The organism is Rhizobium leguminosarum (assembly GCF_004123835.1).
Classification (GTDB): domain Bacteria; phylum Pseudomonadota; class Alphaproteobacteria; order Rhizobiales; family Rhizobiaceae; genus Rhizobium; species Rhizobium leguminosarum_M.
In genome coordinates, this window is record NZ_MZMU01000024.1 from 83,654 (window position 1) to 97,780 (window position 14,127).

Consider the following 14,127-nt stretch of genomic DNA (forward strand, 5'->3'; position numbering starts at 1 on the left):
GGAACCTTTGGGAACACCCGGGCAGATCCTCCGCCCGGGTGTTTTCCGTCACATCCGGTTCATTCCGACCGCACGGACGGGTTCGCAATTTTGCGGTTGCGGGGAGAAAACCCCGGTGATAGTTTCCGCGCAAATAACAGGGGAGCTCCGTATTGCCGGGGCTGAGATGTGAGGCGCAAGCCTCTGGACCCTTCAAAGCTGATCTGGGTAATGCCAGCGGAGCGAGGTTCAGATGTTCTCAGGCGCACAAGTGTCACTCTACCCGATGTCCGACAATTTCGTCGGCATCATTCTCGATGCCGTCAAGGCGCTCGATCCCTATCGCGACCGGCTGCGCATCGAGACCGATGACATCTCCACGCTGCTGGTCGGCCCGCCTGACATTCTCTTCGCCGCCATGCACGATCTTTTCGTCGCTGCAGCAAAGACCGGCGAGCATTGCGTGCTGTCCGCTGCCATTTCACGCGGCTGCCCCGGCGAGCCCGACGACGCCATCTGCGGCGTCAACCCTTCCCTCGGTCAGGCGGAGCCGCTTGCCGAGCGTATAACAGCCGCACTTGCCGCCGTTGAAACCACCGCCGAGACCGGACAGCCGACCGTTGCGCAATTCTCGCTCTACGTCATGGGAACCGGTACCCATATGGACGAGATCTACGGCTGCATCGACTTCCTGAAGCGCTCCGGCACCTTCGACCGCGCCAAGAATTTCTGCACCAGGCTCGGTGGCGACGCCGGCGCGGTCTTCGCCACCATTCGTGAGGCCTTCTTTCGCTTCGGCGACCCCGCGGGACATGTGACCCTCGACATCACGGTTTCCGCGAATAGCCCGACGAAAGCCTGAAATCGAACGCTGATGACACCATCGCAACCATCGGAATCGCGCCTTGCCGCGCTCCGCACCGCTCTCTACCGGGGCATACCCGCCTTGCTCGCCGGCTGCGTCTTCTTGGCGGCATGGGAACTCTATGTCGATCTTTCCGGCATCAAACCTTCCATCCTGCCGGCGCCTTCGCGCATCGTCATCCAGGGCTGGCTGAACCGCGAGGCGCTGATTGCCAACACCTGGCCGACGCTTGGCGCGACACTCGGTGGTTTCGCCCTGTCGCTTGCCTTCGCCTTCGCCGCCTCGATCCTCATGGATTTCGTGCCCTTCATGCGCCGGGCATTGCTGCCGATCTTCATCGCCAGCCAGACCCTGCCGCTGGTGGCGATCGCGCCCCTCGTCGTCCTTTGGTTCGGCTTCGGCCTGTTGCCGAAGGTGCTGCTGGTGGCGCTCGTCACCTTCTTCCCGCTGCTCGTCGCCTTGCTGCAGGGCTATGAATCAACCGACCGCGACATCGCCGAATTGCTGAATTCGATGAAGGCGAGCCGCTGGCGCATTTTCCGCCTGGCACGGCTTCCCTCCTCCCTGCCTTACTTTTTCGCCGGCCTCAGAATCTCGATCACCTATGCCGTTGTCGGCGCGATCTTTGCCGAATATGCCGGTGCCGCCCGCGGCCTCGGCATCTATATCCTCAACGCCAAAAACAATTTCCGTCCCGATCTCGTGCTCGCCGCCGTCGTCGTCAGCGCCGTGCTGACACTCTGCCTCTTCGGAGCGACGCTGATGATCCAGCGCCTCGTCATGCCCTGGCAACCATCCGGGGAGCAGCGCCGATGAGCGATGGAATGGTTGAACTGCGCCACATCTCGAAGTCCTTCGACGGCATGAAGGTGCTGGGCGATATTTCGCTCACCGTCGCAGACGGCGAGTTCGTATCGATCGTCGGCCCCTCCGGTTCCGGAAAATCGACGGTGCTGCGACTGCTGACACAGGCTCTGCGCCCCGATACCGGCACGATGCTTTTCAAGGGCGCGCCGCTGGAACAGGCGCCGCATTCCTTCGCCTTCATGCCGCAGCGCGATGCGCTGATGCCCTGGCGCCGGATCATCGACAATGCGGCACTCGGTCTCGAGGTGAAAGGCATGAGCCGTCGCGCGGCCCGCGCCACTGTGGCGCCTTTGTTCGAGAGCTTCGGCCTTGCCGGCTTCGAACACCACTATCCCTCCGAACTGTCCGGCGGCATGCGCCAGCGCGCCGCGCTGCTGCGCACCGTTGTCCAGACCCAGGACATGCTGCTGCTCGACGAACCTTTCGGCGCGCTCGACGCGCTGACGCGTACGCAGATCCAGGAATGGCTGCAGGGCATGTGGACCGAACACCGCTGGACGGCGCTGCTGATCACCCATGATGTTCGCGAGGCCGTGTTCCTCTCCGACCGGATCTACGTGCTTTCGGCCCGTCCGGCGCGTATCATCCGCGAATTCCGCGTTCCCCTGCCCCGTCCGAGAAGCATTGCCGATCTCGGCTCGCCGGCGGCCCAGGCGATCGAAACCGAAATCCTGCAAACCCTGCTTCATCCGCTAGAACAGGATGATTTTAGGCCGGCCGGCCTAAAATCTGAATCCTGTTCTAATTTAAAGAGTTAGAGCATGATGTCGTCCGAAAACCGCTCACACTTTTCGGCATCATGCTCTAGAGACCTGAGGAGGTCACCATGCTGCTTCTCACCCGTCGCCAGACGATCTTCGCCGCCATCGCGACAAGCCTCGCCGGCCGCCCGGCCTTCGCCCAATCGGCGCCCGCAAAGGTTCGCATCGCGCTCGACTGGACACCCAACACCAACCATATCGGCATCTATGTCGCCAAGGCGAAGGGCTTCTATGCCGATGCCGGGCTCGATGTCGAGATTCTTCCCTTCACCGATACCAGCGCCGGAACGCTGGTGTCGAACGGCGTTGCCGATTTCGGCATCAGCAGCGAGATCGAGACCCTCACGCAGCGCGCTGGCGGCGGTGACGTGAAGATGGTCTACGGCGTCGTCCAGACGGAAACCGCACGCCTGATCTTCAAGGGCGGACGCGACGACATCAAGAGCCCGAAAGACCTCGACGGCAAGACCTATGGCGGCTTTGGCGGCACCTGGGAGAGCGCGCTGATCTCCGCGATGATCCGCAATGACGGCGGCAAAGGCGACGTCAAGACCGTCACCCTCGGCACCTCCGCTTACGAGGCGCTGGACAATGGCTCGATCGATTTCACGCTGGAGATCTACACCTGGGAAGGCATCGCCGCCGAACTGGAAAACCGGAAGATTGGCCGCTTCCACTATTCCGATTATGGCATTCCCGACGAGCAGACGACGGTCATCGTCTCCAGCGACGCCTATCTCTCCGCAAGTCGGGAACACGCCCGCGCCTTCATCCAGGCAACACGAAAGGGTTATGCCTACTCCGTCGACCATCCCGACGAAGCCTGCGACCTGCTGATCTCTGGAAGCAACGGCGCACTGATGAATGCGGAACTTGTAAAGGCTTCTCAGAAGGCATTGATCGAGGGGCACTTCCTGAAATCCGAGGCCGGCGTGATCGGTACGCTCGATCCGGCAAAGGCCGAGGCCCTCGGCGGCTTCCTGCTCGAGAACGGCATTCTGGTCGATGCCAATGGCGCCGCACTCAAGGAGAAGCCGGACTTTTCCACCTATTATACCAACGAACTTCTCGACTGAGCCCAACGCCTGCCTTGCCCGTCGCGGCTTTCCGCTGCAAAATCCCAGATACGGATTCAGATCTTGGGCCGATCCGGCCTAAGACCTGAATCCGTATCTAAATCAAAGAAGTGGAGCATGATGTCGTCCGAAAACCGCTCACACTTTTCGGCATCATGCTCTGGGCAAGGTGGGGAGGCAGGATGCGACAACAGGAGAGACTGGCCGGAGCGGACTTTCTGCGCGCGACGGCCTGTCTGCTGGTGCTCGCCCACCACTTCGCGCTGCGGCTGGATATGCGCAGAATCCCCGACGAACTCGGACCGGCCGCAAACATCCTCCGCTTCGGCAATTTCGGCGTCGCAGTCTTCTTCGTGCTCAGCGGCTTTCTGCTCGCCCATCCCTTCTGGCGCGCGCTCGACGCGGGCAGCGACATGCCGAGCCTCCGGCATTACACGATCCGCAGGGCGGCGCGCATCGCTCCGGGCTTCTGGTTCGCCGCCACCGTCGGCTTCGCGCTCAGCCTGACGCTGCTTGCCTTGCCGCTGACGCCTGAGCTTGTGCTCCGCTACGTCTCCGGGCTGCTGTTCATGAGCCAGTGGCATTGGCGCACCTTTTTTCCTGTCGAGGCCGACGGGCCACTCTGGTCCATTCCCTTCGAGGTCACCAGTTATGTACTCCTGCCGGTCTGCTTCTTCCTGCTGTTTCGTTTGCCGCTCCTGAGGCGTCGCCCGTTCCTCGCTCGCTTCGCATGGCTTTGCGTCATCACGGGCGTACTCCTTGCCCATGTGCTGATCCTGACCCTCTTTCCGCTCGACGACATCGAACGCGGCTGGCAGTACGGTCTGCGGGGCGGGGCGAAGGAGTGGATGCCGCGATATAATCCGATCGGCTTCTTCGCCGTCTTCGCGCTCGGCGCGCTTGCCGCCGGCGTCGAGGTCATGCTCCCCGCAAGGCGCTCCTCCTGGTTCGATGCCGCAGCGCTCCTCGGCCTCGCCACTGCCGCCTACCGCCTCGTCATATCGCCTGGCGGCTCCGCCGAAGCTTACGGCTGGCTGGAAATCCCCTATGGCTTTCCGGTCTTTCCATTGGCGGTCGCAACGGCGCTCGTTTCGCTCAGCCATTCGCAACGGCTGGGCAGGCTGCTCGACAACGCTCCTGTCCGCTACATCGCAAAGATCTCCTTCGGCATCTATATTTGGCAGGAGATCATCCTGATATTGATCAAGAGGCTCGACCCGGGCTCGTTCGGCGTTTCCTCGGAAAATGTCGTGACCGGCTGGCTGCAGTCTTGCGGACTGGCGGCAGCGCTCATCCTTCTGGTCGCAACCCTCAGCTACGCGCTGCTGGAAAAGCCGGCGATCCATTTCGGAAACCGGCTGACATCTCGTCAATCCAATCGGGCTACTCCTTTCAAAGTATAAAGTTCCGATAAGCGCAACTACAGGCATTAAGGTTAACGCGGAATACTCCCATTTTTGGCGTCTTTAGGGTTACTAAATTCCTATTTATACCGATGACAAACGATACGTGACCATGTATCTGTCTCCTTGTTGTTCAGTACCGCATCTAAACTTGTGGACCTTGCGTAATGAATGCTTTTACTTCGAAGACGAATTCAAGCTTCGATCCGTCTCAGCGTCAGGACAAAACCAAGACCCTGGTTATAGCGAACTCCAACATTCGCCAGCCGGATAGCTTTTCCGTTGTCGAACGAAAGATGGCGGTACGACTGGGCGTGAAGCGGTTGATCGACATCGTCGCCTCAGTCAGCGCCCTCGCCGTGCTGGCGCCGCTTTTTCTGGCAATCGCTCTTTTCATCAAACTCGACGATGGCGGTCCGGTGTTTTTCCGCCAGATCCGCTGGGGGCTGAACGGCCGGAAGATCACGGTCTTCAAGTTCCGGTCGATGCGCGCGGAGGCTTGTGATCCGAGCGGCATTCAACAGACCGTCAAGGGCGACAGCCGGGTGACAGGCATCGGCGCGGTGCTCCGCAAGACTAATATCGACGAGCTGCCGCAGCTTTTCAACGTCCTCAGAGGTGAGATGTCACTGGTCGGCCCGCGCTGCCACGCCATCAATATGCGGGCAGCCGGCCAGCTCTACGAGGAACTGGTGCCGGACTACCACCATCGCCACATCATGCGCCCCGGCATCACCGGCCTTGCGCAGACACGCGGCTGGCGCGGCCCGACGGCACGACCGCTGGAAGCCCGCGCTCGCATCGCCTGCGATATCTATTATGTCAGGAATTTCAGCCTGCTGCTCGACCTGAAGATTCTGTTCAAGACCGTCGTCATCGAGCTGCGCGGCGGCACCGGCTTCTGAGACCGATCCGGCAAAGCGGCCATATCGGCCCCGCGTCTTCATTTCAGACCGTCCGATGGACATAGCCCGCCGTATCCCCGACAGCTGAACAAACACAAAAAAGGCGGCTGTTGCAGCCGCCTTTCATCATCGCAATGATTTCGATTGCGATCAGTCCTGTTGAACGACGCCGCGCAGGTGCGTCAGTTCCATGATGAAGTGTTCGAGCTTCGACTTGTGCTCGTGCAGCTCGGCATGTTCGAGTTCCTTGCGGGCGGCCTCGATGCGACGCGTCAGCTCGTCCTTGTGCAGTTCCTCGACCGGAACCGCGGATTCGGCAAGCAATGTGCAGCCGGTCGGCAGGATATCGGCAAAACCGCCGAAAACGACGTAGTCCTGCTTCTTGCCGGAGGCCGAACGCACGCTCACGACACCCGGCTTGATCGTCGTCATCGTCGGCGCATGGTTTGCCATGACCGTCATCTCGCCTTCAGTCGCAGGGATGACGACCTCGGTCACCATCTCCGACAGCAGCAGACGCTCCGGCGAAACGAGCTCAAAGTTGAAATTGTCAGCCATCAGTGACTTACCTTCTCGGCTATGGCTTTCGCATCTTGCAATTTAGTCCCGCAGAACGGGCAGTGCATTATCGCTTGGTCGAGATAACCGAGGCCTTCCTCGCTCTGGACCAGACCCACCACCATCATCAGCACGCCATTATCGGCGCGATAGACGGTCGGCGCTGCTGGTTCCGGAAGATCCGCCACGACCCCTTTCAGGGAGTCGCAGCAGAATATCTCGTCTAGCGCATCGCTCATTAAGCAGCTGCGAGCTTCTTGGCCTTTTCGACCGCTTCTTCCATCGAGCCAACCATGTAGAAGGCAGCCTCCGGCAGATGATCGTATTCGCCGTTGACGAGGCCCTTGAAGCCCTTGATCGTGTCTTCGAGAGCAACCAGCTTGCCCGGCGAGCCGGTGAAGACTTCGGCGACGAAGAACGGCTGCGACAGGAAACGCTCGATCTTGCGGGCGCGGGCGACAGCAATCTTGTCCTCTTCGGACAGTTCGTCCATGCCAAGGATCGCGATGATGTCCTGCAGGGCCTTGTAGCGCTGCAGCGTCGACTGGACCTTACGGGCGACGTCGTAATGTTCTTCACCGACGACCAGCGGATCGAGCATGCGCGACGTGGAGTCGAGCGGATCGACCGCCGGGTAGATGCCCTTTTCAGCGATCGAGCGCGACAGAACCGTCGTTGCATCAAGGTGAGCGAACGAGGTCGCCGGCGCCGGGTCGGTCAAGTCGTCGGCCGGAACGTAAATGGCCTGAACCGAGGTGATCGAGCCGGTCGTCGTCGTGGTGATGCGCTCCTGCATCTGGCCCATGTCGGTTGCGAGCGTCGGCTGATAACCGACGGCCGACGGGATGCGGCCGAGCAGAGCCGACACTTCGGAACCTGCCTGCGTGAAGCGGAAGATGTTGTCGACGAAGAACAGAACGTCCTGGCCCTGGTCGCGGAAGTGTTCGGCGACCGTCAGGCCGGTCAGAGCGACGCGGGCGCGGGCGCCCGGCGGTTCGTTCATCTGACCGTAAACAAGTGCCGCCTTCGAGCCTTCGCCGCCGCCATGCTTGTTGACGTTCGATTCGATCATTTCGTGGTAGAGGTCGTTGCCTTCGCGGGTGCGTTCACCGACACCTGCGAAAACCGAGTAACCACCATGCGCCTTGGCGACGTTGTTGATCAGTTCCATGATCAGAACGGTCTTGCCAACGCCGGCGCCGCCGAAGAGGCCGATCTTGCCGCCGCGTGCATAGGGAGCCAGAAGATCGACGACCTTGATGCCGGTGACGAGGATCTGCGATTCCGTCGACTGCTCGACATAGGACGGCGCATCCTGGTGGATGGCGCGCTTGTGAGCGGTGACCAGCGGACCGGCTTCGTCGACCGGCTCGCCGATGACGTTCATGATGCGGCCGAGCGTTTCGTTACCGACCGGAACCATGATCGGCGCGCCGGTATCGGCGACTTCCTGGCCGCGGACGAGACCTTCGCTCGAGTCCATCGCGATGGTACGAACGACGTTTTCGCCAAGGTGCTGCGCAACTTCGAGAACCAGGCGGTTGCCGTTGTTGCTGGTTTCCAGCGCGTTCAGGATCTTCGGCAGTTCGCCTTCGAAAGCAACGTCGACGACGGCGCCGATAACCTGGGTGACTCTGCCGACAGAGCCGATCTTGGGGGTAGCTGCCTCAGCCATTTTCTGACCCTCTTTTCCTAGCCTCAGAGCGCTTCCGCGCCCGAAATGATTTCAATGAGTTCCTTGGTGATCTGCGCCTGACGCTGGCGGTTGTAGCTCAGCGTCAGCTTGTTGATCATCTCACCGGCATTACGCGTCGCATTGTCCATAGCGCTCATCTTGGCGCCCATCTCGCCTGCGACGTTCTCAAGGAGCGCCCGGAAGATCTGGACTGAGATGTTGCGCGGGATCAGATCTTCGAGGATCGATGCCGGATCCGGCTCGTATTCGTAGACGGCGCCTGCATGTGCGGCATCTTCGGTCTGCACAGCTCCCGTTGAAGCCGGGATGAGCTGCTGCGCCGTTGGAATCTGGCTGATCACCGACTTGAACTCGGAATAGAACAGCGTGCAGACGTCGAACTCGCCGGCAGCATACATCTCGATGATGCGCTTGCCGATCTGGTCCGCATTCTCGAAGCCGACGCGCTTGACGTCGCGCAATTCCTTGCGCTCGATGATGAGCGAGGCGAATTCGCGGCGAAGGATGTCGTGCCCCTTCTTGCCGACGGTGAAGATCTTCACCGTCTTGCCTTCGGCAAGTAGCTTGCGGACATGTTCGCGTGCAAAGCGTGCGATCTGCGAGTTGAAACCGCCGCAAAGACCACGTTCGGCCGTGCACACCACCAGCAGATGGACCTTGTCCTGGCCAGTGCCGGTCATCAGCGTCGGTGCGCCGTCGGCATCGGTGACGGCCTTGGCGATGTTCGCCAGAACCGCACCCATGCGCTGCGAATAAGGCCGGGCGGCCTCGGCCGCCTCCTGCGCACGCCGAAGCTTCGCCGCGGCGACCATTTTCATCGCCTTGGTGATCTTCTGCGTCGCCTTGACGGAGGCGATCCGGTTTTTCAGATCCTTAAGTGAAGGCATCCGTGATCCGTCCTAACTTAGGGCCTGATTACGAGAAAGACTTTGCGAAGCTATCGAGAGCAGCGGTGAGCTTGCCCTTGGTATCGTCGCTGATTGCCTTTTCCGTGCGGATCGCGTCGAGGATGGCGGAGCCTTCCGAACGCAGATATGAGAGGAAGCCCTGCTCGAACTTGCCGACCGAAGCGACCGGCAGCTTGTCGAGATAGCCGTTGACGCCTGCAAAGATCACCGCGACCTGCTCTTCCGTCTTCAGCGGCGAGAACTGCGGCTGCTTCAGGAGTTCGGTCAGGCGTGCACCACGGTTCAGCAGGCGCTGCGTCGCAGCGTCGAGGTCCGAACCGAACTGGGCGAAGGCGGCCATTTCGCGATACTGGGCGAGCTCGCCCTTGATCGAGCCGGCAACCTGCTTCATCGCCTTGATCTGCGCCGACGAGCCGACGCGGGAAACCGACAGACCGACGTTCACGGCCGGGCGGATACCCTGGTAGAACAGGTCGGTTTCAAGGAAGATCTGGCCGTCGGTGATCGAGATCACGTTGGTCGGAATGAAGGCCGACACGTCGTTGCCCTGCGTTTCGATGACCGGCAGAGCGGTCAGCGAACCGGCGCCCTTGTCGTCGTTCATTTTCGCAGCGCGCTCGAGCAGGCGCGAGTGCAGGTAGAAAACGTCGCCCGGATAGGCCTCGCGGCCCGGCGGGCGGCGCAGCAGCAGCGACATCTGGCGGTAGGACACGGCCTGCTTGGACAGGTCGTCGTAGCCGATCAGCGCATGCATGCCGTTGTCACGGAAATATTCGCCCATAGCGCAGCCGGCAAACGGAGCCAGGAACTGCATCGGCGCCGGATCGGAAGCGGTGGCGGCAACGATGATCGAATACTTCAGTGCGCCGCGCTCTTCGAGCACCTTGACGAACTGGGCGACGGTCGAACGCTTCTGACCGACGGCGACGTAGACGCAGTAAAGCTTTTCGCCTTCCGGACCGTTGTCGTGAATGGCCTTCTGGTTGAGGAAGGCATCGAGAAGGATCGCGGTCTTGCCGGTCTGGCGGTCACCGATGACCAGCTCGCGCTGGCCGCGGCCGACCGGGATCAGCGCGTCGATGGCCTTGAGGCCGGTCGACATCGGCTCATGAACCGACTTGCGCGGAATGATGCCGGGAGCCTTGACGTCGACGCGCGAACGGCGCGTTGCGTTGATCGGGCCCTTGCCGTCGATCGGATTGCCGAGCGCGTCGACGACGCGGCCGAGCAGTTCCGGACCAACCGGAACGTCAACGATGGCGCCGGTCCGCTTGACGGTGTCGCCTTCCTTGATGTCGCGGTCGGAGCCGAAGATGACGACGCCGACATTGTCGGATTCGAGGTTCAGCGCCATGCCGCGGATGCCGCCCGGGAACTCGACCATCTCACCGGCCTGGACATTGTCCAGACCATAGACACGAGCGATACCGTCACCGACGGAGAGAACCTGGCCGACTTCCGAGACTTCTGCCTCTTTGCCGAAATTTTTAATCTGGTCTTTGAGAATTGCGGAAATTTCCGCGGCGCGGATATCCATCAGCCAACCTCTTTCAATGCGAGCTTAAGGGTAGAGAGTTTGGTACGAAGAGACGTATCAATCTGACGGGACCCGACCTTCACGATCAGACCACCAAGAATTGACGGATCAACCGTGACGGCAATCGTCACGTCTTTGCCGGTAACGCTCTTGAGTGCCACCTTCAATTCGGTTTCCTGCGCTTGCGAAAGCGCATGCGCCGAGGTGACCTCGGCGGAGATTTCACCGCGATGGTTCGCGGCGATGATGCGGAAGGCCTTGATCATGCCCGGCAGGGCAAACAGGCGGCGGTTGCGCGCCACGACCTTCAGGAAATTGGCGAAGAAACCGCTGATGCCAGCCTTCTCGCTGATGGCGACGATCGCCTTCAGCTGGTCTTCAGCGGAAAAAACCGGGCTTGCAACGAAGCGCTTCAGATCGGCGCTCTCATCCAGCATCGCCTGGAAACGGTCAAGATCGGCGGTTACGCTGTCGACGACGCCCTGCTCGAGCGCCAGTTCGAAAAGCGACGAGGCATAGCGCTCGGCAACACCAGAAGTAAGCTGGGACGTGTCTGCCACTGGCACAAATTTCCCTGATTTCAACCCAAAATCCGGCTCTCGGCGGGCGCCGAACCTATGATCTTGAATTCGTTTTGATTTCCCCCAGAAATCACAAGAGAAGCCTCTTGCTTCTTCCGAAATTCGGGGTCCGTCTAACATAGGATGTTCGGACTCGCAACACGCGTAATGCCCGAATACGCCTTTCACATGAATTTCTGTCTGCAAAATCGCGCAATGGCCTGAAAGCAGGCCGAAGAAGCCGTCTGCCGGCAGCGAGAGTCACGTCTGGGTGAAGCCGAAAACGTAGAGCAGCGGTAGCGCGGCCAAAGCGATCTGCACAACCAGGAGTAAATAGTTGACGAGATTACTCCCCTTATCGGACAGGATCGAGATGACACGGGCAAAGGCAGCCATGGCGAAGGAGGCGCCGAGCGCCATATAGATCCAGTCCTGGGCGAGCATGATCGCCGACAGCCCGAAACCGAGATAGAAACCACCCATCGAGCGTCCCTCGCCAAAACCTTCCGGCCGCCCCTCCTGCGCTTGCAGACCGAGAAGACGGAAAGTATGGCCCGGCGCGAACATCATGATGAAGCCGGCGAGTGCCGTGAAAGCGGCGGAGCAAAAGGCAAGCTGTTCGCCAAGCTCGGTCGGAAAGTAAAACTCCATGCATCAGCCCCAAATCACCCGGATGAATCAGTGTTTTATGGCATGGGCGGAAAAAGGAGGGAATGGCGGCGTCATCATTCAGAGAAAACTCTGCGGATCGATATCCAGCTGCACCTGCACCGATCCGCGCTCCTTGGGCGATTGCGACAGCATCGCCCGCAGGAACCCCTGCATGTCCGAGTTCCGCCGGCCGTGGACCAAAAGACGGAAGCGGTGGCGGCCGCGCACCAGCGCAAGCGGCGCTTCGGCCGGGCCGAGCACCGAGATACCCGACACCTGCGGTGCGGCGTTGCGCATGCCGCGCGCATGGTTTTCGGCGTCGTGGCGGGTTTCAGCCGAAACGATGATCGAGGCGAGCCTGCCGAAGGGCGGCAATAGGGCGCGTTCACGTTCGGTGATCTCACGCTCGTAGAAGGCGTCGGAATCGCCCGAGACAATTGCCTGCATGACAGGATGCTGCGGCTGGTAGGTCTGCAGCAACCCATGGCTCTTGAGGCCCGTGCGCCCGGCCCGGCCCGTTACCTGCGACAAAAGCTGGAAGGTGCGCTCGGCGGCGCGCGGGTCGCCATTGGCAAGGCCAAGATCGGCATCGACGATGCCGACCAGCGTCATCAGCGGAAAATTGTGGCCCTTGGCCACGAGCTGGGTGCCGATGACAATATCGGCTTCGCCCTTGGCGATCGCTTCCAACTCCAGCCGCAGCCGCTTCACCCCGCCCATGATATCCGAGGAGAGAACGATCGTCCGCGCCTCCGGAAAATGTCGTTCGACCTCCTCGGCGATGCGCTCGACGCCTGGCCCGCAGGCGACGAGATGGTCGAGTGTGCCGCATTCCGGGCACGCCTCCGGCGTGCGCTCGGCATGGCCGCATTGATGGCATTGCAGCTGCTTGCGGAAACGATGCTCCACCAGCCAGCTCGAACATTGCGGGCATTGGAACCGATGGCCGCAGACCCGGCAGAGCGTCAGCGGCGCATAACCGCGCCGATTGAGAAAGAGCAGCGCCTGTTCGCGCTTCTCCACCGTCTTGCCAATCGCCCGGATCAGCACCGGCGACAGGAAGCCGCCCCGCTCCGGCGCGTGCCTGCGCATATCGACCAGATGCAGGTCCGGCATCGCCGCATCGCCGAAACGCGTCGGCAGGTGGACGGTGCTGTAGCGCCCGCTCTGCCCGTTGACCTGGCTTTCGACCGACGGCGTCGCCGACACCAGAATGACGGGAAAATCGCCGATGCGGCCGCGCACGACGGCCATGTCGCGAGCATTGTAGAAGACGCGATCCTCCTGCTTGTAAGCGGGATCGTGTTCCTCGTCGACAATGATCAGGCCGAGATCCTCGAAGGGCAGGAAGAGCGCAGAGCGGGCGCCCGCCACGACGCGCACTTCGCCGGTCACCGCCTGGCGCCAGACCTTTTCGCGCATGCGCGGCGCAAGATCGGAATGCCATTCGGCAGGCTTTGCCCCAAAGCGGTCCTGGAAGCGCTCCATAAAACTGGCCGTCAGCGCGATCTCCGGCAGCAGGATCAGCACCTGCTTGCCGCGTTTCAGCGTCTCGGCAATAGCCTCGAAATAGACTTCCGTCTTGCCGGAGCCGGTCACCCCGTCGATCAGCGACACCGAAAATTCGCCCTTGCCGACATCGGAAACGATCTCTTCGGCCGCCTGCTTCTGCGGCCCTTCGAGACGTGCGGCGGCAAAATCCGGATCCGGCATCGCAACGACCGGCGGCGGCGGCAGGAATACAGTCTCGAAGATGCCGAGCGTGATCAGCCCATCGACGACACTCGTCGAGACACCCGCCGCATGGGCAAGGCCGCTGCGTGTCCATGAAAAGCCGTCGGAGGCGGTATCAAGCACCCGGGCGCGCGCCGGCGTCATCCGCTCCGGTTCGCCGCCGACGAGCTTCAACCCTTCCACCATCGGTTCCGGCTCGAAGGCGTTCGGCGCCCGGAGCGCCATGCGCGCGACGAGGCCGGGCGGCGAGAGCGTATAGGTCGCCACCCAATCGATGAAATCCCGCATCTCGCTCGAAAGCGGCGGGCAGTCGAAGACATGGCTGATCGGCCGAAGCTTCTTCGGATCGACGCCGTCCTCGCCGCCGTCCCAGACGACGCCGATCACCTGCCGCGGACCGAGCGGCACCTGCACGACCGAGCCGGGCTCGACCGCCATGCCATCCGGCACCGAATAGGAATAGGGTTTCGGCGCCGGCATCGGCACCAGCACGGGAACCGTTCGGTTCGCGGGCGGTGCCTCGAAAAGCGCGCCAAAGAGATCGGACGAATCTGTGCTCATCGCGCGAGACCATGCCCGCAAATCGATCGAATTGGAACCGCAAAGACGGAGCGACGCGTTCCGGGT

The 14,127-nt window shown here is 61.4% G+C and carries 14 protein-coding genes and 1 riboswitch; of the genes, 6 read left to right on the forward strand and 8 right to left on the reverse strand.

Features of this window, described 5'->3' with window-relative positions:
* Nucleotides 1–128: 128 nt before the first annotated feature.
* A riboswitch (TPP riboswitch) is annotated at nt 129–242 on the forward strand.
* From B5P46_RS30075 to B5P46_RS30100, 6 genes are all read left to right on the forward strand, one after another.
* Entirely contained in the window at nt 233–841 is a 609-nt protein-coding gene (locus B5P46_RS30075) for a YkoF family thiamine/hydroxymethylpyrimidine-binding protein (protein ID WP_129421928.1), read from the forward strand. It overlaps the preceding riboswitch by 10 nt.
* A 12-nt stretch (nt 842–853) precedes the next feature.
* Complete coding sequence (locus tag B5P46_RS30080; RefSeq protein ID WP_129421929.1) at nt 854–1,660, forward strand: ABC transporter permease; 807 nt, start codon at nt 854–856, stop codon at nt 1,658–1,660.
* Entirely contained in the window at nt 1,657–2,469 is an 813-nt protein-coding gene (locus tag B5P46_RS30085) for an ABC transporter ATP-binding protein (RefSeq protein WP_129421930.1), read from the forward strand. Before B5P46_RS30080 ends, B5P46_RS30085 begins: the two co-directional genes overlap by 4 nt.
* A 68-nt stretch (nt 2,470–2,537) precedes the next feature.
* The gene (locus tag B5P46_RS30090) at nt 2,538–3,548 is read left to right on the forward strand and encodes an ABC transporter substrate-binding protein (protein WP_129421931.1); all 1,011 of its coding nucleotides are present in this window, start codon (nt 2,538–2,540) and stop codon (nt 3,546–3,548) included.
* Nucleotides 3,549–3,730: 182 nt separating this feature from the next.
* Nucleotides 3,731–4,951 carry an acyltransferase family protein gene (locus B5P46_RS30095; protein WP_129421932.1) on the forward strand — a complete coding sequence of 407 codons (1,221 nt, stop codon included), beginning with the start codon at nt 3,731–3,733 and terminating at the stop codon, nt 4,949–4,951.
* Between the two features lie 167 nt (nt 4,952–5,118).
* Nucleotides 5,119–5,856, forward strand: a complete 738-nt coding sequence (locus B5P46_RS30100) for a sugar transferase (RefSeq protein ID WP_129421933.1) — start codon at nt 5,119–5,121, stop codon at nt 5,854–5,856.
* Nucleotides 5,857–6,006: 150 nt separating this feature from the next.
* On the opposite strand, the gene B5P46_RS30105 is transcribed toward B5P46_RS30100, so the two are convergent.
* The 8 genes from B5P46_RS30105 to B5P46_RS30140 form a co-directional block, all read right to left on the reverse strand.
* Entirely contained in the window at nt 6,007–6,414 is a 408-nt protein-coding gene (locus B5P46_RS30105; protein ID WP_012759246.1) for a F0F1 ATP synthase subunit epsilon, read from the reverse strand.
* A complete protein-coding gene (locus B5P46_RS30110; protein ID WP_003543462.1) occupies nt 6,414–6,653 on the reverse strand; it encodes a hypothetical protein in 240 nt (79 codons plus the stop codon). Before B5P46_RS30110 ends, B5P46_RS30105 begins: the two co-directional genes overlap by 1 nt.
* Nucleotides 6,653–8,089, reverse strand: coding sequence for a F0F1 ATP synthase subunit beta (gene atpD / locus B5P46_RS30115; RefSeq protein WP_129421934.1), 1,437 nt, complete (start codon nt 8,087–8,089; stop codon nt 6,653–6,655). The genes B5P46_RS30110 and atpD overlap by 1 nt, the downstream gene beginning before the upstream one ends.
* A gap of 23 nt (nt 8,090–8,112) precedes the next feature.
* The gene (locus tag B5P46_RS30120; RefSeq protein ID WP_025396266.1) at nt 8,113–8,997 is read right to left on the reverse strand and encodes a F0F1 ATP synthase subunit gamma; all 885 of its coding nucleotides are present in this window, start codon (nt 8,995–8,997) and stop codon (nt 8,113–8,115) included.
* A gap of 28 nt (nt 8,998–9,025) precedes the next feature.
* Nucleotides 9,026–10,555, reverse strand: a complete 1,530-nt coding sequence (atpA, locus tag B5P46_RS30125) for a F0F1 ATP synthase subunit alpha (RefSeq protein ID WP_003589851.1) — start codon at nt 10,553–10,555, stop codon at nt 9,026–9,028.
* The gene (locus B5P46_RS30130) at nt 10,555–11,121 is read right to left on the reverse strand and encodes a F0F1 ATP synthase subunit delta (protein ID WP_206735439.1); all 567 of its coding nucleotides are present in this window, start codon (nt 11,119–11,121) and stop codon (nt 10,555–10,557) included. The genes atpA and B5P46_RS30130 overlap by 1 nt, the downstream gene beginning before the upstream one ends.
* A gap of 255 nt (nt 11,122–11,376) precedes the next feature.
* A complete protein-coding gene (locus B5P46_RS30135) occupies nt 11,377–11,766 on the reverse strand; it encodes a hypothetical protein (protein ID WP_012759252.1) in 390 nt (129 codons plus the stop codon).
* Nucleotides 11,767–11,844: 78 nt separating this feature from the next.
* Entirely contained in the window at nt 11,845–14,061 is a 2,217-nt protein-coding gene (locus B5P46_RS30140; protein WP_129421935.1) for a primosomal protein N', read from the reverse strand.
* Nucleotides 14,062–14,127 lie beyond the last annotated feature (66 nt).

Bases quoted from the DNA above. Each gene is read 5' to 3' on its own strand.
- B5P46_RS30075 (WP_129421928.1), top strand. From the start codon at position 233: ATGTTCTCAGGCGCACAAGTGTCACTCTACCCGATGTCCGACAATTTC.
- B5P46_RS30080 (WP_129421929.1), top strand. From the start codon at position 854: ATGACACCATCGCAACCATCGGAATCGCGCCTTGCCGCGCTCCGCACC.
- B5P46_RS30085 (WP_129421930.1), top strand. From the start codon at position 1,657: ATGAGCGATGGAATGGTTGAACTGCGCCACATCTCGAAGTCCTTCGAC.
- B5P46_RS30090 (WP_129421931.1), top strand. From the start codon at position 2,538: ATGCTGCTTCTCACCCGTCGCCAGACGATCTTCGCCGCCATCGCGACA.
- B5P46_RS30095 (WP_129421932.1), top strand. From the start codon at position 3,731: ATGCGACAACAGGAGAGACTGGCCGGAGCGGACTTTCTGCGCGCGACG.
- B5P46_RS30100 (WP_129421933.1), top strand. From the start codon at position 5,119: ATGAATGCTTTTACTTCGAAGACGAATTCAAGCTTCGATCCGTCTCAG.
- B5P46_RS30105 (WP_012759246.1), bottom strand. From the start codon at position 6,414: ATGGCTGACAATTTCAACTTTGAGCTCGTTTCGCCGGAGCGTCTGCTG.
- B5P46_RS30110 (WP_003543462.1), bottom strand. From the start codon at position 6,653: ATGAGCGATGCGCTAGACGAGATATTCTGCTGCGACTCCCTGAAAGGG.
- atpD (WP_129421934.1), bottom strand. From the start codon at position 8,089: ATGGCTGAGGCAGCTACCCCCAAGATCGGCTCTGTCGGCAGAGTCACC.
- B5P46_RS30120 (WP_025396266.1), bottom strand. From the start codon at position 8,997: ATGCCTTCACTTAAGGATCTGAAAAACCGGATCGCCTCCGTCAAGGCG.
- atpA (WP_003589851.1), bottom strand. From the start codon at position 10,555: ATGGATATCCGCGCCGCGGAAATTTCCGCAATTCTCAAAGACCAGATT.
- B5P46_RS30135 (WP_012759252.1), bottom strand. From the start codon at position 11,766: ATGGAGTTTTACTTTCCGACCGAGCTTGGCGAACAGCTTGCCTTTTGC.
- B5P46_RS30140 (WP_129421935.1), bottom strand. From the start codon at position 14,061: ATGAGCACAGATTCGTCCGATCTCTTTGGCGCGCTTTTCGAGGCACCG.